The sequence below is a fragment of the Pseudomonas typographi genome, assembly GCF_014694385.1.
Classification (GTDB): domain Bacteria; phylum Pseudomonadota; class Gammaproteobacteria; order Pseudomonadales; family Pseudomonadaceae; genus Aquipseudomonas; species Aquipseudomonas typographi.
Genome location: NZ_JAAOCA010000020.1, coordinates 63764 through 85389 on the forward strand (window position 1 = coordinate 63764; position 21626 = coordinate 85389).

Annotated in this window: 19 protein-coding genes; 14 read left to right on the forward strand and 5 right to left on the reverse strand. The window is 63.0% G+C overall.

What is annotated here, in order from left to right:
- The 3 genes from HAQ05_RS16425 to HAQ05_RS16435 are packed head-to-tail and all read left to right on the forward strand — an operon-like array spanning position 1 to position 3243.
- On the forward strand, positions 1-1098 hold the full coding sequence (locus HAQ05_RS16425; protein WP_190422480.1) for a mandelate racemase/muconate lactonizing enzyme family protein: 1098 nt from the start codon (positions 1-3) through the stop codon (positions 1096-1098).
- Complete coding sequence (locus tag HAQ05_RS16430; RefSeq protein ID WP_190422482.1) at positions 1095-2267, forward strand: M24 family metallopeptidase; 1173 nt, start codon at positions 1095-1097, stop codon at positions 2265-2267. The genes HAQ05_RS16425 and HAQ05_RS16430 overlap by 4 nt, the downstream gene beginning before the upstream one ends.
- 55 nt (positions 2268-2322) lie before the next feature.
- Positions 2323-3243 carry a dihydrodipicolinate synthase family protein gene (locus HAQ05_RS16435; RefSeq protein ID WP_190422484.1) on the forward strand — a complete coding sequence of 307 codons (921 nt, stop codon included), beginning with the start codon at positions 2323-2325 and terminating at the stop codon, positions 3241-3243.
- Positions 3244-3472: 229 nt separating this feature from the next.
- Here the strand turns inward: HAQ05_RS16435 and polA are convergent, their stop codons facing one another.
- A complete protein-coding gene (polA, locus tag HAQ05_RS16440; RefSeq protein ID WP_190422486.1) occupies positions 3473-6229 on the reverse strand; it encodes a DNA polymerase I in 2757 nt (918 codons plus the stop codon).
- Between the two features lie 69 nt (positions 6230-6298).
- Here polA and HAQ05_RS16445 point away from each other — a divergent pair, with 69 nt between their 5' ends.
- Positions 6299-6586, forward strand: a complete 288-nt coding sequence (locus HAQ05_RS16445; protein WP_190422488.1) for a DUF2782 domain-containing protein — start codon at positions 6299-6301, stop codon at positions 6584-6586.
- A 65-nt stretch (positions 6587-6651) separates the two neighbouring features.
- Positions 6652-7605 (forward strand): homoserine kinase, encoded by a 954-nt coding sequence (locus HAQ05_RS16450; RefSeq protein WP_190422490.1) that lies wholly within the window; start codon positions 6652-6654, stop codon positions 7603-7605.
- Between the two features lie 71 nt (positions 7606-7676).
- On the opposite strand, the gene HAQ05_RS16455 is transcribed toward HAQ05_RS16450, so the two are convergent.
- Positions 7677-8549 (reverse strand): zinc ABC transporter substrate-binding protein, encoded by an 873-nt coding sequence (locus HAQ05_RS16455; protein WP_190422492.1) that lies wholly within the window; start codon positions 8547-8549, stop codon positions 7677-7679.
- Positions 8550-8663: 114 nt separating this feature from the next.
- Here HAQ05_RS16455 and HAQ05_RS16460 point away from each other — a divergent pair, with 114 nt between their 5' ends.
- From HAQ05_RS16460 to HAQ05_RS16475, 4 genes are all read left to right on the forward strand, one after another.
- Positions 8664-9146, forward strand: a complete 483-nt coding sequence (locus tag HAQ05_RS16460) for a Fur family transcriptional regulator (RefSeq protein WP_190422494.1) — start codon at positions 8664-8666, stop codon at positions 9144-9146.
- Complete coding sequence (gene znuC, locus HAQ05_RS16465; protein ID WP_190422496.1) at positions 9146-9919, forward strand: zinc ABC transporter ATP-binding protein ZnuC; 774 nt, start codon at positions 9146-9148, stop codon at positions 9917-9919. Before HAQ05_RS16460 ends, znuC begins: the two co-directional genes overlap by 1 nt.
- Positions 9912-10697, forward strand: a complete 786-nt coding sequence (gene znuB / locus HAQ05_RS16470; protein WP_190422498.1) for a zinc ABC transporter permease subunit ZnuB — start codon at positions 9912-9914, stop codon at positions 10695-10697. Before znuC ends, znuB begins: the two co-directional genes overlap by 8 nt.
- 83 nt (positions 10698-10780) lie before the next feature.
- On the forward strand, positions 10781-11491 hold the full coding sequence (locus tag HAQ05_RS16475) for a PA5502 family lipoprotein (RefSeq protein WP_190422500.1): 711 nt from the start codon (positions 10781-10783) through the stop codon (positions 11489-11491).
- 46 nt (positions 11492-11537) lie between these two features.
- Here the strand turns inward: HAQ05_RS16475 and katE are convergent, their stop codons facing one another.
- Positions 11538-13646, reverse strand: a complete 2109-nt coding sequence (katE, locus tag HAQ05_RS16480) for a catalase HPII (protein ID WP_190422502.1) — start codon at positions 13644-13646, stop codon at positions 11538-11540.
- 299 nt (positions 13647-13945) lie between these two features.
- Here katE and HAQ05_RS16485 point away from each other — a divergent pair, with 299 nt between their 5' ends.
- The 3 genes from HAQ05_RS16485 to HAQ05_RS16495 all read left to right on the forward strand — a co-directional run bounded on the left by HAQ05_RS16485 (position 13946) and on the right by HAQ05_RS16495 (position 16576).
- Entirely contained in the window at positions 13946-14953 is a 1008-nt protein-coding gene (locus tag HAQ05_RS16485) for a methionine ABC transporter ATP-binding protein (protein WP_190422504.1), read from the forward strand.
- Positions 14953-15624, forward strand: coding sequence for a methionine ABC transporter permease (locus HAQ05_RS16490; RefSeq protein WP_190422506.1), 672 nt, complete (start codon positions 14953-14955; stop codon positions 15622-15624). The genes HAQ05_RS16485 and HAQ05_RS16490 overlap by 1 nt, the downstream gene beginning before the upstream one ends.
- A gap of 178 nt (positions 15625-15802) precedes the next feature.
- Complete coding sequence (locus HAQ05_RS16495) at positions 15803-16576, forward strand: MetQ/NlpA family ABC transporter substrate-binding protein (protein WP_190422508.1); 774 nt, start codon at positions 15803-15805, stop codon at positions 16574-16576.
- Positions 16577-16585: 9 nt separating this feature from the next.
- Here HAQ05_RS16495 and HAQ05_RS16500 read toward each other — a convergent pair whose 3' ends face one another.
- Together HAQ05_RS16500 and HAQ05_RS16505 are read right to left on the reverse strand one after the other, a co-directional pair.
- Complete coding sequence (locus tag HAQ05_RS16500) at positions 16586-18178, reverse strand: EAL domain-containing protein (protein ID WP_190422511.1); 1593 nt, start codon at positions 18176-18178, stop codon at positions 16586-16588.
- Positions 18179-18434: 256 nt separating this feature from the next.
- Positions 18435-19214, reverse strand: a complete 780-nt coding sequence (locus HAQ05_RS16505) for an N-acetylmuramoyl-L-alanine amidase (RefSeq protein ID WP_190422513.1) — start codon at positions 19212-19214, stop codon at positions 18435-18437.
- Between the two features lie 246 nt (positions 19215-19460).
- On the opposite strand from HAQ05_RS16505, the gene HAQ05_RS16510 reads away from it, so the two are divergent.
- Together HAQ05_RS16510 and HAQ05_RS16515 are read left to right on the forward strand one after the other, a co-directional pair.
- On the forward strand, positions 19461-20516 hold the full coding sequence (locus HAQ05_RS16510) for a PA0069 family radical SAM protein (RefSeq protein ID WP_190422515.1): 1056 nt from the start codon (positions 19461-19463) through the stop codon (positions 20514-20516).
- Between the two features lie 259 nt (positions 20517-20775).
- On the forward strand, positions 20776-21474 hold the full coding sequence (locus HAQ05_RS16515; RefSeq protein WP_190422517.1) for a carbonic anhydrase: 699 nt from the start codon (positions 20776-20778) through the stop codon (positions 21472-21474).
- Positions 21475-21626 lie beyond the last annotated feature (152 nt).

Here is a 21626-nt window from a genome sequence, read left to right on the forward strand (position 1 = left end):
ATGCGCGCGGAGTTGCGTACGGCCCACCTGCACTACGGCAATGGCGTGCAGTTGCATACCGCGGCTTCTGGCAACGTGGCCAGCTTGCACGCCCTTTACTTGCTTTTGCACGATGAAAACCTCGACGCCATCGCAGAAGTGCGCATCAACATTCCCTACCTCAATGGCTATGGCCCGCAGGCGGTGATCGATGACGCCCTCGCCACCCTGGCCAAGGCCAACTGGGCACAAGGCGCTGGGGCGTTGCTTGCCGAACTGGACGAATGGGCCGCCGGCTGCACGTTGCCGGTGCGTAACCTGATCGACGTGGCGTTGCACGATTGGCTGGCCAAGCGCGCCGGGGTTGCGCTAGCCGTTTATCTCGGCGCGCAACCGGCGCCGAACGCGGCCTGGGGCACTAACCAGACGTTGTTCTGGTCGCCCTTCGATACCTTTATTCAGCAGGCGCGGGCCTATGTTGCGCGGGGCTATCGCGAGCTGAAGGTGCGTGTGGCCGTGGCTGATTTCGCCGAAGACCTGCGGCGTATCAAAGCCCTGCGCGATGAATTCGGCGACGAGGTGAAGATCAGTGCCGACGCCAACGGCCAATGGTCCTACGCGGGCGCCCAGCACCACCTCGACCTGCTGGCAGGCTATGGGCTGGCCTACCTTGAACAGCCCATCGCCGCCGGTGATTGGGATGCCCTGGGGCGGCTCGCCGAAACCAGCCCGCTGCCGCTGATGGTCGATGAAAGCCTGGCAAGCCCCGAAGACGTGGCGCGGCTGTGCGAACTGCGCGGGCGGATATGGGCCCACCTCAAGCTGGTCAAGCTCGGCGGCATCGGCCCCAGCATTGCCGCGGCCCACTCACTGCAGCGGGCCGGGGTGCCGTTCATGATCGGCCAAATGAATGAAGGCGCCGCGGCGACCGCCGCGGCACTTCACGTGGCCTGTGCCACCGGGCCGGCGTTTGCCGAGCTGTACGGGGCCGACGGCCTGGTCGACGACGCCGCAGCCGGCATCCGCTATGCCGCCGGCCGTGTGCAGGCGGCTGCACAGCCAGGCCTGGGGGTCACTTTCGATGCCACTAAAACCCAACTCATTCGGAGTTTTCAATGAGCAACGCTGTTAGCAATGTTAGGCAGGGCGGCGAGTCCGCGTTCAGCCAAAGCGAGTACGCCGAGCGCATAAGCCGCGCCCGGGCGAACTTGCAGGCTGCCGGCATCGACGTGATGGTCGTCACCGGGCCTGAGAACATTTTTTACCTGACCGGCCAGCAAACACCCGGGTATTACACTTTCCAAGCGCTGGTATTGCCGGTAGACGGCGAACCGGTGTTCGTTATCCGCCAGTTGGAATACTTCAACTTCATCTCTAACACGTTCATCAGCGACGCGGCCATTTACACCGACGGCGACGACCCGGTGAATTTCCTCGTCGACATGATCCAGAAAAAAGGCTGGGGTGGCCGCCGGGTGGCCATCGACAAACGTGGCTGGTTCTTGCCGATTGCCGTGTACGAAGCGCTTCAGAGCAAACTGGGCAAGCTCTATGACGGCGCGGGCACCATCGAGCAATTGCGCGCGATAAAATCGCCGGCCGAGGTGGCCAAGCTGGAACAGGCGGCCCGCTATGTAGACGCTGGCATGCGCGCCGGGCTTGCCGCGGTCAAAGCGGGCGCCAGCGAGAACGACTTCGTGGCGGCCATGTTGCACGCCTCGATCAGCGCGGGTTCGGAATACATGGGCATGGAACCGCTGGTCTCGTGCGGCCCGCGTAGCGGCATCCCCCATGGCACTTGGCGCCGCCGCAAGGTCGCCGAAGGCGAGCCGGCCTTCTTGGAAATGGCCGCCGTGCACGACCGCTACCACGCTGCGCTGATGCGTTCAGCCTGGGTCGGCAAGCCGCCGCAACAGGCCATCGACATGGAGAAAGCCTGCCAGGAAGCGCTACAGGCCGCGCTGGATGCGCTCAAGCCTGGCGAGCCTTGCGAAGCCGCGCATTTGGCCTGCCAGGCGGTCATCGACCGGGCTGGGTACACCGATGCGTTCAAGAAGCGCACCGGCTACTCGGTGGGTATTTCCTTTGCGCCGGACTGGGGCGAGGGTTCCATCCTTAGCCTCTACACCGGGGTGAAAACCGAGCTGCGGCCCGGCATGGCGTTCCATATTCCACCGGCGTTGCGCATCTATGGGCAGTTCACCGTAGGGGTTAGCGAAACCGTGGTGGTCACCGAAACAGGTTGCCGGGTGCTCGGCACCCTCGAACGGCCAATGCTCGTCGTTTGAGTTCACTCAGGGTGCGCCCGCGCAGGGCGCCCCACCTCTTTTTACAGGACTTCGCATGAAAGATATCCAGGAATGCCGCGATCGCCTCAAGGGCATTTTCAACATCACCGTGACCCCGTTCGACAGCGCCGGGGAATTCGATTTTGCCGCCATGGCTGAAAACATCGAGCGGGTGATTGCGTTGGGCTACGATGGTTTGCTCATCGGCGGCACCTACGGTGAATTCCCGGTAATGACCACCGAGGAGCGCGCCACGTTGTTTCGCCGGGTCATGGACATCGTCGGCGACCGGGTGCCGGTGATGCTTTGCAGCGCTGGCTCCGATGCCCGCACCGTGCGCGACCTCACCGTTCTGGCCGGCGAACTGGGCGGCTTGCCGATGGTCACCCCGCCTTTCGTGTCGGAGATCACCGATGCGCAGATCGTGGCGTTCTTCAAGCAAATGGCGCCGCTGTCGAAAACCGGCATTTTGATCTACAACGCGCCTGGCATCGGTATCACCCTGCCTGTGCCGGTGATCCAGCAACTGGCCGGCATCGAGGCCGTGGTAGGCGTCAAGCAGGGCGACCTCACCCCCACGGTGATCGACCAGTTGGCCAACACCTTGGGCGGCAAGCTCAAACTGTTCTGCGCCTCGGACATGGTATTCCCTGGGCCGATGATGGCCGGCTTCGATGGCATCAGCAGTACCCAGAGCGGTGCAGTGCCCGAGGTCATCCTGGCGACGTTCCGCGCCATCGAGCGGGGTGATGCCAAGGCCGCGATCGACCTGCACCAAGCCTGGTACCCGCTGCGCGCCTTGGCCCGCAAGCATGGCCAGCCGCAATTGACCAAGGCGGCGATGAACCTGCGCGGCTTCAAGGGGGGCTCGGTACGGGCGCCGCTGCTCGACCTGCAAGGCGCAGCGCTGGAAGAGGTGGCGGCGGTGATGGCGGCGTTGGCGCAAGACCCACGTACCGGTGTGGCCCTGGGCTGAAGGCAAAAAAAACCCCGGACTTCGAATGGGGAGGGGGAAGTTCCGGGGCTCAAGCCTGGACGCGTGGTCCAGATATCTGCCAACACTTAACACAACATAGGAGCATCGAAAGGCTTCACAGCCATTCGCAAACTCTGAGTGTGTTTTTGCCGGGTTAGTTCCCCCGGGCGGGGCTGAAAACGCGAATGTGAAGCAGTTTTCATAAACCCGCCCTATGGCACTTTGGCCGTCAATGGGCCTCGTCCCAATTGTCGCCCACGCCGGTTTCCACCAGCAGGGGCACGGCCAGCGTGGCGGCTTCGCCCATATGCCGGCGCAGTTGGCCGGTCACGGTTTCGACCAAGTCTTCTCGCACCTCCAGCACCAGTTCATCGTGTACCTGCAGGATCATTCGCGCATCCAGGCCACTGCTTTGCAGCCACTGGTCGACGCCAATCATGGCCTTCTTGATGATGTCGGCGGCGGTGCCTTGCATCGGCGCGTTGATGGCGGTGCGTTCCGCCGCGCGGCGCAGCGCCGGGTTGTTGGCTTTGATGTCTGGCACGTAGAGGCGGCGCCCGAACAGGGTTTCGACGAAGCCTTGCTCGGCGGCTTGGGCGCGGGTGCGCTCCATGTACGCCAGCACCCCAGGGTAGCGCGTGAAGTAGCGGTCGATGTAGGCCTGGGATTGCCGGCGGTCCACGCCGATCTGGCGGGCCAGGCCGAAGGCGCTCATGCCGTAGATCAGGCCGAAATTGATCGCCTTGGCGCTGCGGCGCATGTCGCCGGTGACCTCATCCAGCGCCATGCCGAACACCTCGGCGGCTGTGGCGCGGTGCACGTCCAGGTCATTGCGAAACGCATGCAGCAGGCCTTCATCCTTGGCCAGGTGGGCCATGATGCGCAGTTCGATTTGCGAATAATCGGCCGCCACCAGCTTATACCCCGGCGCGGCGATGAACGCCTGGCGGATGCGCCGCCCTTCGGCAGTGCGTATAGGGATGTTTTGCAGGTTCGGCTCGCTCGAAGACAACCGCCCGGTGGCGGCGATCGCCTGGCCATAGGAGGTGTGGATGCGCCCGGTACGGGGGTTGATTTGCTCGGGCAGGCGGTCGGTGTAGGTGCTCTTGAGCTTGCTCAGCGTGCGGTATTGCATCAGCACCTTGGGCAGCGGGTAATCCTGCTCGGCCAGTTCCGCCAGCACGGCTTCGGCGGTGGAGGGCTGGCCGGTGGCGGTTTTGCTCAGCACCGGCAGGCCGAGTTTTTCGTAAAGGATGGCCCCCAATTGCTTGGGCGAGCCGAGGTTGAACGCTTCGCCGGCGATGTCGAAGGCCTCACGCTCCAGGGCGACCAACTTTTCGCCCAGCTCTAGGCTCTGGGCGCCGAGCAGCTTGCCGTCGACCAGTGCCCCGGTGCGTTCGATACGTGCCAGTACTGGCACCAGCGGCATTTCGATGTCGCGCAGCACCGGCTCAAGGCTTGGTATCTCGGCCAGTTTTGCGCTCAAGGTATGGTGCAGGCGCAGCGTCACGTCGGCGTCTTCGGCAGCGTAAGGCCCCGCTTGCTCCAGGGCGATCTGGTCGAAGGTCAGCTGCTTGGCACCCTTGCCGGCGATATCGGTGAAGGAGACCGCCGTGTGCCCCAGGTAACGCGCCGCCAGGCTGTCCAGGTCGTGGCGGGTGGCGGTGGCATCGAGCACGTAGGATTCGAGCATGGTGTCGAACGCCACCCCTTGCACCTGGATGCCGGCATTGCGGTCACCGCCGATGGCGCAGTTGGCCAGCACGTTCATGTCGAACTTGGCATGTTGCGCCACCTTGGCCTTGGCCGGGTCTTCCAGCAGCGGCTGCAAGGCGCGCAGCACGCTGTCGCGGTCCAGTTGCTCGGGCACGCCCATGTAGGAATGGGTCAGTGGGATGTACGCCGCCTCGTACGGCTCGACCGCAAACGACACACCGACCAGAGCGGCGCGCTGGGGATCGAGCCCGGTGGTTTCGGTGTCGAAGGCGAACAGTTCGGCCTGCTCCAGTTTGGCCAGCCAGGCGTCGAAGCGATCGGGGTCCAGGATCGTCTCGTAGCGTGTTTCTACCGTAGGCATGGCAGGCTCTGGCGCTTGGCCTGTGGCCGCCGCCTCGCGCTGCAGTTCTTCGAGCGGGCCTTTGAATTCCAGCTCTGAGTACAGGGCCATGAGCATTTCGCGGTCTTGCTCACCGCACATCAGGGAGTCGAGTTCGATGTCGAGCGCCACGTCGGTTTTGATGGTGGCCAACTCGTATGATAAGAACGCCATGTCCCGATGTTCCTCGAGTTTGGCCGGCAGGCCCTTGGCGCCGCGAAGGGGCAGCGCCGGGACTTTGTCGAGGTTCTCGTATAACTGCGCCAGGCCACCGCCAATGCCCACCAGCAGGCCCTGGGCGGTTTTTTCGCCGACGCCGGGTACGCCCGGAATGTTGTCGACTTTGTCGCCCATCAGCGCCAGGTAGTCGATGATGTGCTCTGGGCCCACGCCGAACTTTTCGCGCACGCCGGCCACGTCCAGGGCGCTGCCGGTCATGGTGTTGACCAGGGTGATGTGCTCGTTGACCAACTGTGCCATGTCTTTGTCGCCGGTGGAAATCACCACCTCGCGCCCGGCCGCGGCGCTTTGCCGGGCCAGGGTGCCGATCACGTCGTCGGCCTCGACCCCCTCCACGCACAGCAGCGGGTAGCCGAGCGCCCGCACGCTCTGGTGCAGCGGCTCGACTTGCACGCGCAGGTCTTCGGGCATACTGGGCCGGTTGGCTTTGTATTCGGCGAACAGTTGGTCGCGGAACGTGCCACCCTTGGCGTCGAACACCACCGCGAAGGGGCTGTCGGGGTACTGCTTACGCAGGCTTTTGAGCATATTCAGCACACCCTTCACCGCGCCGGTGGGCATGCCTTTGGAGGTGGCCAGCGGCGGCAGCGCATGGAAGGCGCGGTAGAGGTAAGAGGAACCGTCCACCAGGACGAGAGGCGCTTGGCTCATGGGCGAAATCAACCTTTATCGGCGGGGCCGAAGCTAGAATACGAAAAACACGAAGGAGACAAGATTAACATGCGACTGCTTCCCTGCCTGTTGATTGCAGTGATGGCCTTCGGCGCCACCGGCCCGGCCTTGGCCGCTGGGCAGCCGCCCATGGCCGGCACCGAGGTGACCACCTACGACCAAGGCGCCGTGCGTATCCAGGAGTTTCGTGTCCGCGGCCAATTGTATCGGGTCAAGGTCATTCCCAAGCACGGCGTGCCCTATAACCTGGTACGCGCCGATGGCTCCGGCGATAATTTTATCCGCACCGACCAACCCGGCTTGCAGATCCCTCAATGGACCCTGTTGCAGTGGTAGAATCGCGCCTTCTCCATTAACCCGGCCCCTGCATGGCGCAGCGGCCCGCACCGGCGCGCGAGCACATGTCTGTTTTTACCCCCCTGACCCGGCCTGAGCTGGAAACCTTCCTTGCACCCTATGGCTTGGGCCGCCTGCGGGATTTTCAGGGGATTGCAGCCGGTAGCGAAAACAGCAACTTCTTTATCAGCCTGGAACAGGGCGAGTTCGTGCTGACGCTGGTCGAGCGAGGCCCGGTCGCCGAGATGCCGTTCTTCATCGAACTACTCGACGTGCTGCATAGCGCGGACCTGCCGGTGCCATTCGCGGTGCGCACCGAGGGCGGCATGGCGCTGCGCGAGCTGGCGGGTAAGCCCGCGCTGTTGCAGCCGCGCTTGGTGGGTAAGCATGTGCAGCAGCCGAATGCCCAGCACTGTGCGCAAGTGGGCGAACTGCTGGCGCATGTTCACCTGGCCACCCAGGGAGAGCGTTTGATCGAGCGCCGTACCGACCGCGGCCTGGCGTGGATGTTGCGCGAGGGCGAGCAACTGATCGCCAAGATGGGCGCCGAAGACGCGGCCCTGCTACGTGGCGCGCTCGACGAAATCGGCCAGCAGCAGGCAGCGATCATGGCGTTGCCACGGGCTAACCTGCATGCTGACCTGTTTCGCGACAACGTGCTGTTCGAAGGCACCCACCTGACCGGTGTGATCGACTTTTACAACGCCTGTTCCGGGCCCATGCTCTATGACGTGTGCATCAGCCTCAACGACTGGTGCTCCAAGGCCGATGGCAGCCTTGACTTGCCCCGTGCCAACGCCTGGTTGGGCGCCTATGCCGGGCTGCGGCGCTTCACCCCGGCCGAAGCGCACTTATGGCCGGTGATGCTGCGGGTGGCGTGCGTGCGCTTTTGGCTGTCGCGCCTGATCGCGGCGGAATCGTTCGCCAGCCGTGACGTGCTGGTGCACGACCCAGTAGAGTTGCAGCAGCGCCTGGCGCAGCGCCAGCAGGTTACGCTGGCATTGCCATTCGCACTGTAATACGAGTGCGGTGTATCACCAGTTAACTGAACGAGCTTCTGATACACCACTGCGGCGACTATCCGCCTTTTTCACAGGCTTTCCAGGCAGCCGGCCACGTTATCCGCCAGGTTCTGCAGCAATCGCTCATAGCCATCGGCAGGCGCATCTTTGAACGCCCCCAATGGATCAAGCTCGGCCAGCTTCACCGGCAACCCGACCGTCAGCGTTTCGGCCAGCCGGGGGCGCATTGGCGGCTCGCTGAATACGCAGGTTTTGCCCGCGCCCTGTAGCTGGGTGCGCATTTCGGCCACATGCTTGGCGCCGGGCTGCACCTGCGCGGCCACCGCAAAAACGCCGGCGTGGTGCAGCCTGTAGGTGTCTTCGAAATAGTCGAACGCTTCATGGAACACGAAATAGGGCCGGTTGGCGACCCCGGCCAGCCGGGCCTTGATACGCGCGTCGAGGGCGTCCAACCGCTGGCTGAACGCTTCGGCGTTGGCCTGGTAGCGTGCCGCGTTGGGCGGGTCTGCGGCCGCCAGGTCTTGGGCCATCTGCCGGGCAATCACCCGCGCGTTGTAGCTCGACAGCCACAAGTGGGCATCCAGTGACCCGGGCTGGTGATCGTGGTCATGGTCTTCGCTGTCTTCGGCATGGGAGTGGCTGTCTTGGGCAAAACGCCGCAGCTTGAGCCCTGGAAGGTTTTGCACCGCAACGGTGGTTTTGCTGCGCGCTTGCAGGGCCTTGCCCATGAAGCCTTCCATATCAGGCCCGATCCAATACAGCAGGTCGGCGCTGTTCACCCGGCGTACATCCGAGGGGCGCAAAGCATAATGGTGCGGCGAGGCGCCGGGTGGCAGCAACACCTCGGGCTCGCCGGTGCCATCTTGCACAGCGGCGGCAATAAGCTGCAGCGGCTTGATGCTGGTCAGCACTTCGACACCGGCTTGCGCGGCAGGCAGCATGGCAATGGCAACAACTAAAACGACGAAAAGCCTTAGAAATCCCGGCACAATGGCCACCTTGGCACCTGATAAAGGGTAATATAATAACGTCTCTTACTTGTCACGTGCCAACCCATGCTCAAAACGCCGCTGGCCAACCGCCCCCACGACCACTCCCGCTGCGTGCACAGCGCGCTTGCCGAAGCCGATGCCTTGTGCGCGCAAAAAGGCTTGCGCCTGACCGCGCTGCGCCGCCGTGTGTTGGAGTTGGTTTGGCAAAGCCATAAGCCCTTGGGCGCCTATGACATTCTCGGGGTACTCAGCGAGCAGGATGGCCGCCGTGCGGCGCCCCCTACGGTGTACCGGGCGCTGGACTTTTTGCTTGAAAACGGTTTGGTACATCGCATCGCCTTGCTCAACGCCTTCATGGGGTGTGTGCATCCCAAGCACGCCCACCAAGGCCAGTTTCTGATTTGCCGCAGTTGCCATATCGCCGTCGAGTTGGAGCAGCCGAGCATCAGCGAAGCGATCATTACCGGCGCGGCCGGTATCGACTTCAGGGTCGAGGCGCAAACAGTCGAAGTCGTGGGCCTGTGCACCAATTGCAAGGCCGCCTGATGAACGATGCGTTGATCCGCCTGGAAAAGGTGAGCGTCACCTTCTCTGGGCAAAAGACCTTGGACGCCATCGACCTGGTGGTTCGGCCCGGCGAGATCGTGACCCTGATCGGCCCCAATGGTGCCGGCAAAACTACATTGGTGCGGGCCGTGCTCGGCCTGCTCACCCCCGACAGCGGCCGGGTATGGCGCAGGCCGCGCCTGCGCGTGGGTTACATGCCGCAAAAACTGCAGGTGGATGGCACCCTGCCGTTATCGGTGCTGCGGTTTTTGCGCCTGGTGCCGGGCGTCGGGCGAACCGAGGCCCAGGCCGCGCTGGCCGAGGTCGGCGCAGCGCAGGTGATCGACAGCCCTGTGCAGTTGATTTCCGGTGGTGAAATGCAACGGGTGTTGTTAGCGCGGGCGCTGCTGCGCGCGCCGGACCTGCTGGTGCTCGATGAGCCCGTGCAGGGCGTGGACATGGCCGGCCAGGCTGAGCTGTACAGCCTGATCACCCGCCTGCGGGACCGCCACGGTTGCGGGGTATTGATGGTTTCACACGACCTGCATGTGGTGATGAGCACCACCGACCATGTAGTGTGCCTCAACCACCATGTATGCTGCTCCGGCCACCCTGAGCAGGTCAGCGGTGACCCGGCGTTCGTTGAGCTGTTCGGCGACAGCGCCAAGAACCTGGCGATTTACCATCACCAGCACGACCACAGCCACGGGCTGCATGGCGGCGTGGTTAGCCAGGCGCCCCATGTTCACGGCAACGGCTGCAACCATGGCTGATTTTCTTCTCTATGCCCTGGTCGCTGGGCTTGCATTGGCGGTCGTCGCCGGCCCGCTGGGGGCATTCGTGGTGTGGCGGCGCATGGCCTATTTTGGCGATACGTTGTCTCACGCCGCCTTGCTCGGCGTGGCCCTGGGCTTTGCGCTCGACGTTAGCCCAACCTTGGCGGTCACGGTGGGCTGCCTGCTGTTGGCGGTGTTACTAGTGACCTTGCAGCAGCGCCAACCGCTGGCCAGCGACACATTGCTGGGGATCCTCGCCCCCAGTACGCTGGCGTTGGGGCTTGTGGTGCTGAGCTTCATGCACGATGTGCGCATCGACCTGATGGCGTACCTATTCGGTGACCTGCTGGCAATCAACCCCACGGACCTCTACTGGATTGTGGGCGGCAGCACCTTGGTGCTGGCCCTGCTGGGGTGCCTATGGCGGCCGCTGTTGGCGGCCACCGTGCATGAGGAGCTGGCGCGGGTCGAGGGCCTGCCGGTGGCCAGCCTGCGCTTGGGCTTGATGCTGTTAATCGCTATCGTGATCGCCGTGGCGATGAAAATCGTCGGCGTGCTGTTGATCACCTCGCTGTTGATCATCCCGGCCGCGGCGGCCCAACGCCACGCCCGTTCGCCGGAGCAAATGGCGCTGGGCGCCAGCGCCCTGGGGGTGTTGGCGGTGTGCCTGGGGCTGGCGCTATCCTGGTTCCAAGATACCCCGGCGGGGCCTTCGATCGTGGTCAGCGCCGCGCTGTTGTTCCTGTGCAGTTTGGCGTGGCCACGGCGGGCGTGAAGGCGCGGCGGCGGGGCCCCTTTTTTGCCAGCACGGTTAGCGTGTATGCTTGCGCGATTTTGCGCAATTAGAGAATGGCAGAAATGACGTCTTTCGCCGCTCGTGGTTTGCTGGTCGCGGTTGTTTCGCTGGGCTTGGCCGCTTGCCAGAGCAGGCCGCCCGAGCCCGCGCCGCCTGCCTCGCCAACGGCTGGGGAGGTGCTGCAACAGAATATTGCCAGCGGTGAGCTGGCCACCGCCGAAGACCAACTGGCCGCGCTGCAGGCCCAGGCCCCGGCGGACCCTGCGTTGGACGGCTACCAGCGCCAGTTGGCCGAAGCCTACCTACAACGCAGCCAGGTGTCGTTGCAAAAGGGCGATGTGAACGCTGCCGCCACCGCGCTGGCGCGGGCGCGGGCGCTGATGCCGCAGGCGCCGGCACTGACGGGCGGCGTCAATGGCGCCATCGCCCAAGCGCGCAAGGCAGAGCTGGAGCAGGCCGAGGCCGCCCTTAAAGCCGCCGAAGCCAAGCCGCCGGCGAAGGTGATAGACCCTTCCGCCACCAGCACCCCCGTGGTGCTGGATAATTCGGCCATTCGCAAAATGCAGGCGCAACTCGACGACATCGCCAGCGATATCGTCAACTACAACTGCGATGTGGTTATCCAGGCGCCGCGCAAGGCCGATGGCCCCTGGATCGAAACCCTGCTGCGCAAGCGGGTACGCAAGCTCGATGCAAACCTCCAATGGCAGCTTAGCCACCGCATCGACCGGGCGCAGCCGGTGATCGTGATCCTCAGCCCCGCCAAACCCTGAACCCCGCTGGCCGGGCGGCCTGGGCCGCCCGCCGAGGGTAGCGGTATCAGGCCGGAATAGCCTTGGCCTTAGGTTCGCGGGCCCATACGCGGTGCTGCGCGATGGCCTGGATAAACTTCTGCGGGTCGCCTATTACCAGCCCTGCGTCTTCTTGCAAGCCGAGGGCATCCACCAAGGGCTTGGCACCCGGGCAGGCACCAATGGCCTTCAGGTGCTTGTACGCCTCCAACACGTAGTGCTTGGCGACACCATCCTGCAACAGGGTTTGCACGGCGGCGTCGCCGCCGATCACCCACACCGCGTCGAAGGCCACCGAGGGCAAGCCCTCCATGGAGGCATCCACCAGCAGGGTTTTCCCGTTTGCCGTGGTGACCGGTGCGGAGGTAGGGCCTAGCACTTTGGCGTGCGCCCCTTCGGCAGCCAGGGCCTGTTTGAGGGTATCCACCGCCTTGGCGTCGCTGCCGTTGGCAACCAGCAGCGCGACTTTGCGCGTTTTGATGTCGCCCGAGAGCAGGTTCACCTGGCTCAACGCGGGTGACGCCTTCAGCGACGACTGTTTGCCCTTGGTGCCGGCGGGCGGCTTGGGCAAGCCAAGGTTGACGGCCACGCGGCTGGCCAGTTCCGGGTCGATGTTGGCGAGGATCTCGTTGACCTGCCGCTCACGGATGAACAGGCGGTCCACCTTGCCCAGCTCAAAGCTGTAGGCGGCGATCACGTGCTCCTGTTCAGGCTTGCTCAGGCTCTGGAAGAACAGCCGGGCCTGGGAAAAATGATCGGCGAACGACTCGCTGCGCTCACGCACCTTGCGCGCATCCACCCGCTCCTGGTAAGTCTCGAAACCACCATCGGTGGGGCCAGCCGGGGTTTCTTTCGGCCAACCGCCGTCGATCGAGTTGGGCTCGTAAGAGGCCCGGCCCTTATCGATGGTCATGCGGTGCATGGCGTCACGTTGCCCGTTGTGATGGGGCGTGATCGGCCGGTTGATCGGGATCTCGTGGAAGTTCGGCCCACCCAGGCGGCTGATCTGGGTGTCGGTGTAAGAGAACAACCGCCCCTGCAGCAGGGGGTCATTGGTGAAATCGATGCCGGGAACGATATGGCCGGGGCAAAACGCGACCTGTTCGGTTTCGGCAAAGAAGCTGTCTGGGTTGCGGTTGAGCACCATTTTGCCCAACGGCGTCACCGGCACCAGCTCTTCGGGGATGATCTTGGTCGGGTCGAGCAAGTCGAACTCGAAGGCGTGTTCGTCTTCTTCCGGCACAATCTGAACGCCCAATTCCCACTCCGGGTAATCGCCCGTCTCGATGGATTCCCACAGGTCGCGGCGGTGGAAATCGGTGTCTTTGCCGGCCAGTTTCTGCGCTTCGTCCCACACCAGCGAGCACACGCCCTGCTTGGGCTTCCAGTGGAACTTGACGAACGTGCCCTTGCCTTCGGTATTGACGAAACGAAAGGTGTGAATGCCGAAACCTTGCATGGTTCGCAGGCTTTTCGGGATGGCACGGTCGGACATCGTCCACAGCACCATGTGCGCCGATTCCGGTACCAGCGAGACGAAGTCCCAAAAGGTATCGTGGGCCGAGCCGCCGGTAGGAATTTCGTTATGCGGTTCCGGTTTCACCGCGTGGACGAAATCCGGGAACTTGATGGCGTCCTGAATAAAGAACACCGGCATATTGTTGCCTACCAGGTCGAAGTTACCTTCTTCGGTGTAGAACTTGGTGGCGAAGCCGCGCACGTCGCGCACAGTGTCGCCCGAGCCGCGCGGCCCTTGCACGGTAGAAAAGCGCACGAACATCGGGGTCTGCTTGCCCTTGCCCCGCAGGAACGCGGCCTTCGTCAGCGCCGAGTGATCGGCATAAGACTCGAAATAGCCGTGCGCCGCGCAGCCCCGCGCGTGAACGATCCGCTCTGGGATGCGCTCATGGTCGAAGTGGGTGATCTTCTCGCGCATGATAAAGTCTTCGAGCAGCGACGGGCCGCGCGCGCCGACCTTCAAGGTGTTCTGGTTATCGCTGACTTTCACACCCTGGTTGGTGCGCAACGCTTGGTCGGTGGCATCTGAGCGAAACGGCTCGAGCGCATCGAGCTTAGCGTTATCGTTGGCACGGTCGGGAGCGTCGGCTCCTGCCATTTGGCTTTTACCTGGTTTCATCTAGCCGTTCTCCTCAATAAGGTTCGGCCCTCTCACTGAAGGGCTTGTGGGCGGCCTGTTGGGCGCAGGCGCATTTCACGGGTACTGAGATCATTGACTGGCGCGAAAAATGCCCGTTCCTTTTTTTTCACTCACGGGTGCTTTTTCATGGCGCGTTTTCAACGCCCGCCGGTCGATATATGCCTGGGCACCAGGGCCACCGAAAAAGAAATGCTAAATCGGTTCTACAAGGTCGGGTAAAATGCGTGGCTTTTTGGCTACCGGCCTGTCACTTACAAGCGCCCAAAAGGTTTGCCCCATTGATTGAATTCCACGACGTCCACAAGACTTATCGCGTGGCCGGGCGGGATATCCCCGCGCTGCACCCCACGCAATTGACGGTGCCCCGCGGCCAGGTGTTCGGCCTGATCGGCCATTCTGGCGCCGGCAAAAGCACGCTGTTGCGCCTGATCAACCGCTTGGAGCAGCCCAGCGGTGGCAGGGTCATCGTCGACGGTGAAGAGGTCACCGCTTTTGGTGCGACCCAACTGCGTAGGCTACGTCAGCAAGTCGGCATGATCTTCCAGCATTTCAACCTGCTCGCCTCGCGCACGGTGGCTGATAACGTCGCCCTGCCCTTGCGCCTGGCCGGTGAGCTGCCGGGGCGCGCCATCGATGAACGGGTGGCCAGTTTGCTCGCCCGGGTTGGCTTGGCCGACCACGCGCGCAAATACCCGGCGCAACTGTCCGGCGGGCAGAAGCAGCGCGTGGGCATCGCCCGTGCGCTGGCCACCCAGCCGAAAGTGTTGCTGTGCGATGAAGCAACCAGCGCCCTCGACCCGCAAACCACCGCGTCGGTGCTGCAACTACTTGCCGAGATCAACCGCGAGTTGAACCTGACCATCGTCTTGATCACCCACGAGATGGACGTGATCCGACGGGTGTGCGACCAAGTGGCGGTGATGGACGCCGGCCGCATCGTGGAACAGGGGGCGGTCGCCGATGTGTTCCTGCACCCGCGCCACCCCACCACCAAGCGCTTCGTACAAGAAACCGAGCAGGTCGATGAGCATGAACAGCACGACAATTTCGCCCATGTGCCGGGGCGCATCGTCCGCCTGACCTTCCAGGGCGAAGCCACCTACGCACCCCTGTTGGGCCACGTGGCCCGCGAAACCGGGGTGGACTACAGCATCCTGGCCGGGCGCATCGACCGTATCAAGGACACCCCCTACGGCCAAATGACCTTGGCTATCAGCGGCGGCGACCTGGACGCGGCCTTCGCACGCTTCGCCGCGGCAGACGTGCACATGGAGGTTTTGCGTTGATGGACACGCTGACGTTTTTCGCCAATGTCGATTGGCGTGAGATCTGGGAGGCGACTCAAGACACCCTGCTGATGCTCGGGGGGTCGCTGGTGTTCACCGTGGTGCTGGGCCTGCCGCTGGGTGTGTTGCTGTTTCTGTGCGGCCCGCGCCAGTTGTTCGAGAACCGCCTGGCCTATATGGCGTTGTCGTTCGTGGTCAATGTGCTGCGTTCGCTGCCGTTTATCATCCTGCTAATCGTGATGATCCCCTTCACCGTGCTGCTCACCGGCACCTCATTAGGGGTGGCCGGTGCCATTCCACCCTTGGTGGTAGGCGCCACGCCGTTTTTCGCGCGCCTGGTCGAAACGGCGCTGCGCGAAGTCGACCGTGGCATCATCGAGGCGACCCAGGCCATGGGCGCAACCACCCGGCAGATCATCCTCAGCGCACTGCTTCCCGAAGCGCGGCCAGGTATCATCGCCGCCATTACCGTGACCGCCATCACCCTGGTGTCGTATACGGCAATGGCGGGTGTGGTCGGTGCCGGCGGCCTGGGTGATCTCGCGATCCGCTTCGGCTACCAGCGTTTTCAAACCGACGTGATGATCGTGACGGTGGTGCTGTTACTGGTGCTGGTGCAGGTGCTGCAAAGCGTTGGCGACCGGCTGGTGGTGCATTTTTCTCGCAAATAACCCGTGGGGTGTTTCGGCGGCTCGCACACGCATTGGCGTATGAACAGGCTGCCGGGCAAGGTGGCCCGGCGGCAACAAAACACCGCGAAGGTTGTACGGCCCATTTCTCCAACACCCCACTTGCAAGGCCCCGCCCGCCCACCATTGCGGGCACGGGTGACACTCAAGGAGCGAAACCATGAAAAAACTATTGGTGGCCATTGCCGCCGTGTTCAGCCTCAGTGCCCACGCCGATGAGACCCTGACGGTAGCCGCCACGGCGGTACCGCACGCTGAGATACTGGCGTTCATCAAACCCCAATTGGCTCAGGAAGGGGTCAACTTGCAGGTCAAGGAATTCACCGATTACGTACAGCCGAACGTGCAGGTGGCGCAAAAGCGCCTGGACGCTAACTTTTTCCAGCACCAACCGTATCTGAATGAGTTCAATGCCGGCAATGGCACCGACCTGGTCGCGGTGACCGGTGTTCACCTGGAGCCCCTGGGCGCTTACTCAAGCAAATATAAATCCCTCAGCGAACTGCCCGGCGGCGCCAATGTGGTGATCCCCAACGACGCTACCAACGGTGGCCGCGCCTTGCTATTGCTGCAAAGTGCCGGGCTGATCAAACTGAAGAACCCGACTGATATCCTGGCCACCCCCAAGGACATCGTCGAAAACCCCAAAGACTTGAAAATCCGTGAGCTGGAGGCCGCTACCCTGCCCCGGGTACTGACCCAGGTCGACCTGGCGCTGATCAACACCAACTACGCGCTGCAAGCTCAACTCGACCCTGTAAAGGATGCCCTGGTGATCGAAGGCAAGAACTCGCCTTACGTGAATATTCTGGTGGCGCGCCCCGACAACAAGGACTCGCCCGCCATGCAAAAACTCGCGGCGGCGCTGCACAGCCCGCAGCTAAGGGAATTTATCGAGCAGAAGTACAAAGGCGCCGTGGTTCCGGCGTTCTAGGCCACGCGGTTACGCTACCGGGTCCGCCTGCGACAGGCCCTTGGCTACTAGCTGGCGCAGTTGACGAGCACTCAGCGGCTCGGCGAACAGCCAGCCCTGGCCATAGTCGACGCCTTCGCCGTGCAGCAGCACGGCCTGGTCTTCGGATTCGATCCCCTCGGCGATCACCCCCATGCCCAGCGCATGGGCCATGCGGATAATGTGCAGGGCCAGCCCGCTGTGGGCCACGTCGAAGCCCAGCATGCCAACGAAGGCCTTGTCGATCTTCAGGGCATCCACCGGCAGGCTGTGGAGGTAGGCCAGGCTGCTGTAGCCGGTGCCGAAATCGTCGATCAGGATCCGGTGGCCGTTTTCCCTCAAGGCTTGCAGCGTATGGCGTGCAGCGTCTACGTCGATCAAGCCGCGCTCGGTGACTTCGAAGGTGATTTGCTGTGGCGCCACGCGGTAGCTTTTGAGCAGCCGCTGTGCTACCGCGGCAATACGCGGTTCTTCTACGTCACAGGCGGCGAGGTTCACCGAAATGTACAAGTGCGGGTGCGCCCGCAGCAGGCTGCCCAACTGGTCGAGCACGCTTTGCAGCACGAAATCGGTGATCTGGCGGATCTGCCCGTTGTCTTCGGCCACCGGGATGAACAGCTCCGGGCTGGTTAACGAGCCGTCCATCCGGCGCCAGCGAACCAAGGCTTCGGCACCAATGCAGCGGCGGGTACCCAGGTCGACGATCGGCTGGTACAACACCCGGATTTCGCCACGGCGCAGCGCGCCCTGCAGTGCCGAACCCAGCGTGCGGCGGTGCGCCACCGCGTGGAACACCCCCCAACCCACCGCCAAGGCCAACAGCACACTGAACGGATACAGCAGCCACAGTGCGCTGGCCGTCAGCGGCGGCAGGTCGGCGCGCGGGGTGATCAGCACCAGTTGGTAGTCCGGCGAGCGTGTATCCATCCAGTAGATAAGTTGGTCGGCGGTGACCTGCAGGGTGTTTTCCCCCGGCGCCCAGGTGGGCGGCCAGGCTTGGGCCGGGCCCAATACCGGCACGGCCCGGCGGCCTTGGTCCAGGACCATCAGCAGGCTGCCATCGGGTGGCAGCTCGACGACATCGGACAAATGCCCGCGTGAGCTAGACACTCTGAACTCGCCCCGGCCAAGTATCAGCGAGGCGATATCGTCATCGGGCTCGGTGGTGGAGTTGAGCCAGTAGCTGTAAACAGGCCCGACTATGTCGGCAGGGCGGCGCCAGAGCGTGGCACTGTCACGGCTGGCGCATTGTACCGGCCCCTTCACGTAGGCGGCTTCGTCGACAAAGCGGTGATCGAAGCCCACTTGGCGCAGCAGTTTCAGCGTGGCGGGCCCGCACCCGCGTAGCGGCTGCGCCTGCAGGGCATCTACGGTGTCGCGCAATTGGCCGAAGATCTGCTCCAGGCGTTCGACGAAGCGTTCGCCACGGGCGTTCATCTGCGCGCGCTCGCTTTCCAGTTGCTGGTGGTGAATCCACCAGTGGCTGAGTAAGCACAACAGTAGCGCGCTTGCGAGGGCGGCGGCCCCGGCCCATTGGCCGGGCCGGTTCACGCGATGGCTCAAGCGCGAAAGCAGGTACTTCATGAAGGGCCCCGATGGCGAATGCGCGTGTGGCATTCAGAAGTCGGCTGCACAAGGCAGGCAGTGCCTTTTTTTGCCGGGCTGCGTTGCCGCTGCTCGCCGTGTTATGGCTCGCCACGGCGCCTGGCCCGACGACAAAATGCCCGCGTCAAGGATTGTATGAACTTCTGATACTCCCCTGTAGGGTGTCACGCCGACGATATCAGCCTCTCGGCCCATCGGCAGCACTATTTAACGTTAAGCGAAGCGCTGTGCAAGTTCAGTGCATCGTACCCAGCACTTGCAGCAACGCGGCGGTTTGCGCGTCCGGCACACCGTCGAAGCGTTGCGGCCTGAAGTGCATCTGGAAGGCAGCCAGCACACGCTGGGTCGAAACGTCCAGAACACCGGTTTGCGGCGTAGCGTAGCCGGCCCGCGCCAGTTGCTCCTGGTACCAGGTAATGCTGGGCGGGTTGATGTCGAAACGGGCCTTTTGCTGGGCAACCGCGGTTTCATCGGGCCACACGCCGAACCCCGCCTGTGCGAGGCGTTTCCAGGGGAACAGCGGGCCTGGGTCTTGTTTGCGCAAGGGGGCAATGTCGCTGTGGCCAATGAAGTTGCGCGGGTCTATGCGATAGCGGCCGGCGATGTCTTTGAGCAGAACCAGCAGCGATTGCACCTGCGCCTCGCTGTAGGGGTACCACACCCGGCCGTTGGGGGTGTCCTGGTAGCCGGGGTTGACGATCTCGATGCCGAGCGAACTGGAGTTGAGCCAGGTGCGCCCGGCCCATTCGCTTTCGCCAGCATGCCAGGCACGATATTGCTCGTCGACCAGCTTGTAGAGGGTCGCAGGCGAGTCGTCGCCGATCAGGTAGTGCGCGCTTACCTCGCCATGGGTTAGCAGTTGTAACGAGCGTTGTAGCGATGCGGAGGTATAGTGCACCACCACGAACTGCACGCGGCAGTCGTAGTTTACCGAGGGGTGGCTGGTGTCGATGCGGGGGGCTTGGCTACAGGCGGCGAGCACAACCAGCGCCAGGGCGGCGAAAATGAGCTTCATGGAAATCAGGCACTGTGGTGGCAGGAAACGCAACATAGTAACGTAGCTGCCGCGGTCCTTCGACCTCGCTGGGCTGGATGATGTAACAACCTTTTTGGCAACGCCGCTCATAGCTATGTTGCCAGGGCTGCTACCTGGCACCCGGTGGGCATGCTCAAGGGCAATGTGCCCGCTGGGCAGGAAAACGTTCAAACGGCGCCGGGAGTTTGGTACTGTTCGTTTATACAGTGAACGAGGGCGCCAGGCATGGCTGTTGAACCTATTCGTGGCCGCGGAACCGCGCACAACCCCGATAACCGCTTCGCGCCGCGCACCAGCGTGGCCGAAGAAGACGGTTGGTGGCAAGACGTGCCGCCTACCCGCTCGACCGAGGTGCGTATCGAGCTGGCCAAGACCATCATCACCCGCAACAATTCGCCCGATATTCCCTTCGACCGTTCGATCAACCCGTACCGTGGCTGCGAGCATGGTTGCATCTATTGCTACGCCAGGCCCAGCCATGCGTATTGGGACCTCTCGCCCGGCATCGACTTTGAAACCCGGCTGATCGCCAAAACCAACGCGGTGCAACGCCTGGAGGAGCAGTTGGGCAAACCGGGCTACGTGTGCGCCCCGGTCAACTTGGGCTCCAATACCGACCCCTATCAACCGATCGAGCGGCAGTACCGCCTCACCCGCGAGCTGCTCGAAACCCTGCTGCGTTACCGCCACCCGGTTACCATCGTGACCAAGGGCGCGATGGTGCTGCGCGACCTCGACCTGTTGGCAGAGCTTGCCAGGCTGCGCCTGGTGAAGGTAATGGTCAGCCTGACCACGCTCGACGATGCGCTCAAGTGCATTCTGGAACCGCGTGCAGCCTCGCCCAAGGCCCGCCTGCGGGTGATCCGGCAGTTGCATCAACGCGGTGTACCGGTGGGGGTGCTGTGTTCGCCCATGATTCCGATGATCAACGACAGCGAACTCGAAGCCTTGGTGGCCGCCGCCGCCGAGGCGGGCGCGCAAAGCGCGAACTACATGTTCCTGCGCCTGCCGCTGGAAGTCGCGCCGCTGTTTGAGCAATGGTTGGCCGACCATTACCCGCAGCGCGCCGAGCACGTGCTGAGCCTGGTGCGCCAAAGCCGGGGCGGTGAACTCTATGATTCGCGCTTCGGCAGCCGAATGCGTGGCGAAGGCTTGTTCGCCGAATTACTGGCCCAGCGGTTCGCCCGGGCGCTCAAACGTCATGGCCTGGCGCGGCGGGAGGGCTATGCTTTGGATACGTCGCTGTTCTGCCCACCGGGGCGGCAAATGAACTTGCTATAAAGCAGCAAAGGCCAAATACCGGTTCGTAATCGAAGCCGTGGCTGCGGGCGCTATCCAGTAAACGGTTAATTGAAATAGTGGCCCGTGAGCCGCTCGCGGCGCGGGGTGAGTAGCACTTTTAAGCTTTCATTAAGCTTCGGGCTGTACGTTAGGAATTGTCTTATTCGGCCACATTCCATCCATTCGACAGAGTGTGATAGAGGTGTAGGATTTGTTACCCATTTGCGTGGGAAACCTCACCCGTTACAGAGGATAGAGCATGACCTCCAAGGACCAGACCCAGACTGACAGTGCGCAAGAGGCCCTCAAGCATATCATCGACGGCTTTCGGCATTTCCACGAAGAGGTGTTCCCGCAACAGCAGGCGCTTTTCAAGAAGCTGGCCAAGGCCCAGACCCCACGGGCGATGTTCATCACGTGCGCAGATTCGCGAATAGTGCCGGAGCTGATCACCAACAGCTCGCCGGGCGACCTGTTCGTGACCCGTAACGTTGGTAACGTGGTGCCGCCCTACGGGCAAATGAACGGCGGGGTGTCCACGGCCATCGAGTATGCGGTCATGGCGCTGGGGGTGCAGCACATTATCGTGTGCGGCCATTCCGACTGCGGCGCCATGCGGGCGGTGCTCAACCCGGCCAGCCTGGAGAAAATGCCCACGGTAAAAGCTTGGCTACGCCATGCCGAAGTGGCCAAGACCATGGTGCACGACAACTGCCATTGCACCAGCGAAGCCGAAACCATGGGCGTGTTGACCGAAGAAAACGTGATCGCGCAACTGCAGCACCTGCGCACGCACCCGTCGGTCGCTTCGCGTTTGGCCAGCGGCCAGTTGTTCATCCATGGCTGGGTTTACAACATCGAAACCAGCGAGATCAAAGGCTACGATGCAGCCCAGGACTGCTTCCTGCCGCTCGGCGGCGAGCATGTACCCAGTGCTACGCCCAAAGGCCGCTTCTAAACACCACACTAGCCAAACGGCCCCTTCAACCCCCAGGCCATCGATGGCTGCGCATACCTTGCGTGCAGCCAAGGTGACCGCCGCATTCCGAAAATAACAATAACGGTGCTTATCGCTGAGCCGGCCCGGGCCAGCCGTGTTCGGCTGCCCCA

Excerpts from the sequence above, each read along its gene's own strand:
- polA (WP_190422486.1), bottom strand. The coding sequence starts at position 6,229 with ATGAGCCAAGCGCCTCTCGTCCTGGTGGACGGTTCCTCTTACCTCTAC.
- HAQ05_RS16435 (WP_190422484.1), top strand. The coding sequence starts at position 2,323 with ATGAAAGATATCCAGGAATGCCGCGATCGCCTCAAGGGCATTTTCAAC.
- HAQ05_RS16455 (WP_190422492.1), bottom strand. The coding sequence starts at position 8,549 with ATGCTGCCTGCCGCGCAAGCCGGTGTCGAAGTGCTGACCAGCATCAAG.
- HAQ05_RS16425 (WP_190422480.1), top strand. The coding sequence starts at position 1 with ATGCGCGCGGAGTTGCGTACGGCCCACCTGCACTACGGCAATGGCGTG.
- HAQ05_RS16500 (WP_190422511.1), bottom strand. The coding sequence starts at position 18,178 with ATGAAGTACCTGCTTTCGCGCTTGAGCCATCGCGTGAACCGGCCCGGC.
- HAQ05_RS16510 (WP_190422515.1), top strand. The coding sequence starts at position 19,461 with ATGGCTGTTGAACCTATTCGTGGCCGCGGAACCGCGCACAACCCCGAT.
- HAQ05_RS16460 (WP_190422494.1), top strand. The coding sequence starts at position 8,664 with ATGCTCAAAACGCCGCTGGCCAACCGCCCCCACGACCACTCCCGCTGC.
- HAQ05_RS16430 (WP_190422482.1), top strand. The coding sequence starts at position 1,095 with ATGAGCAACGCTGTTAGCAATGTTAGGCAGGGCGGCGAGTCCGCGTTC.
- HAQ05_RS16495 (WP_190422508.1), top strand. The coding sequence starts at position 15,803 with ATGAAAAAACTATTGGTGGCCATTGCCGCCGTGTTCAGCCTCAGTGCC.
- katE (WP_190422502.1), bottom strand. The coding sequence starts at position 13,646 with ATGAAACCAGGTAAAAGCCAAATGGCAGGAGCCGACGCTCCCGACCGT.
- HAQ05_RS16490 (WP_190422506.1), top strand. The coding sequence starts at position 14,953 with ATGGACACGCTGACGTTTTTCGCCAATGTCGATTGGCGTGAGATCTGG.
- HAQ05_RS16515 (WP_190422517.1), top strand. The coding sequence starts at position 20,776 with ATGACCTCCAAGGACCAGACCCAGACTGACAGTGCGCAAGAGGCCCTC.
- znuB (WP_190422498.1), top strand. The coding sequence starts at position 9,912 with ATGGCTGATTTTCTTCTCTATGCCCTGGTCGCTGGGCTTGCATTGGCG.
- HAQ05_RS16475 (WP_190422500.1), top strand. The coding sequence starts at position 10,781 with ATGACGTCTTTCGCCGCTCGTGGTTTGCTGGTCGCGGTTGTTTCGCTG.
- HAQ05_RS16445 (WP_190422488.1), top strand. The coding sequence starts at position 6,299 with ATGCGACTGCTTCCCTGCCTGTTGATTGCAGTGATGGCCTTCGGCGCC.
- HAQ05_RS16505 (WP_190422513.1), bottom strand. The coding sequence starts at position 19,214 with ATGAAGCTCATTTTCGCCGCCCTGGCGCTGGTTGTGCTCGCCGCCTGT.
- znuC (WP_190422496.1), top strand. The coding sequence starts at position 9,146 with ATGAACGATGCGTTGATCCGCCTGGAAAAGGTGAGCGTCACCTTCTCT.
- HAQ05_RS16450 (WP_190422490.1), top strand. The coding sequence starts at position 6,652 with ATGTCTGTTTTTACCCCCCTGACCCGGCCTGAGCTGGAAACCTTCCTT.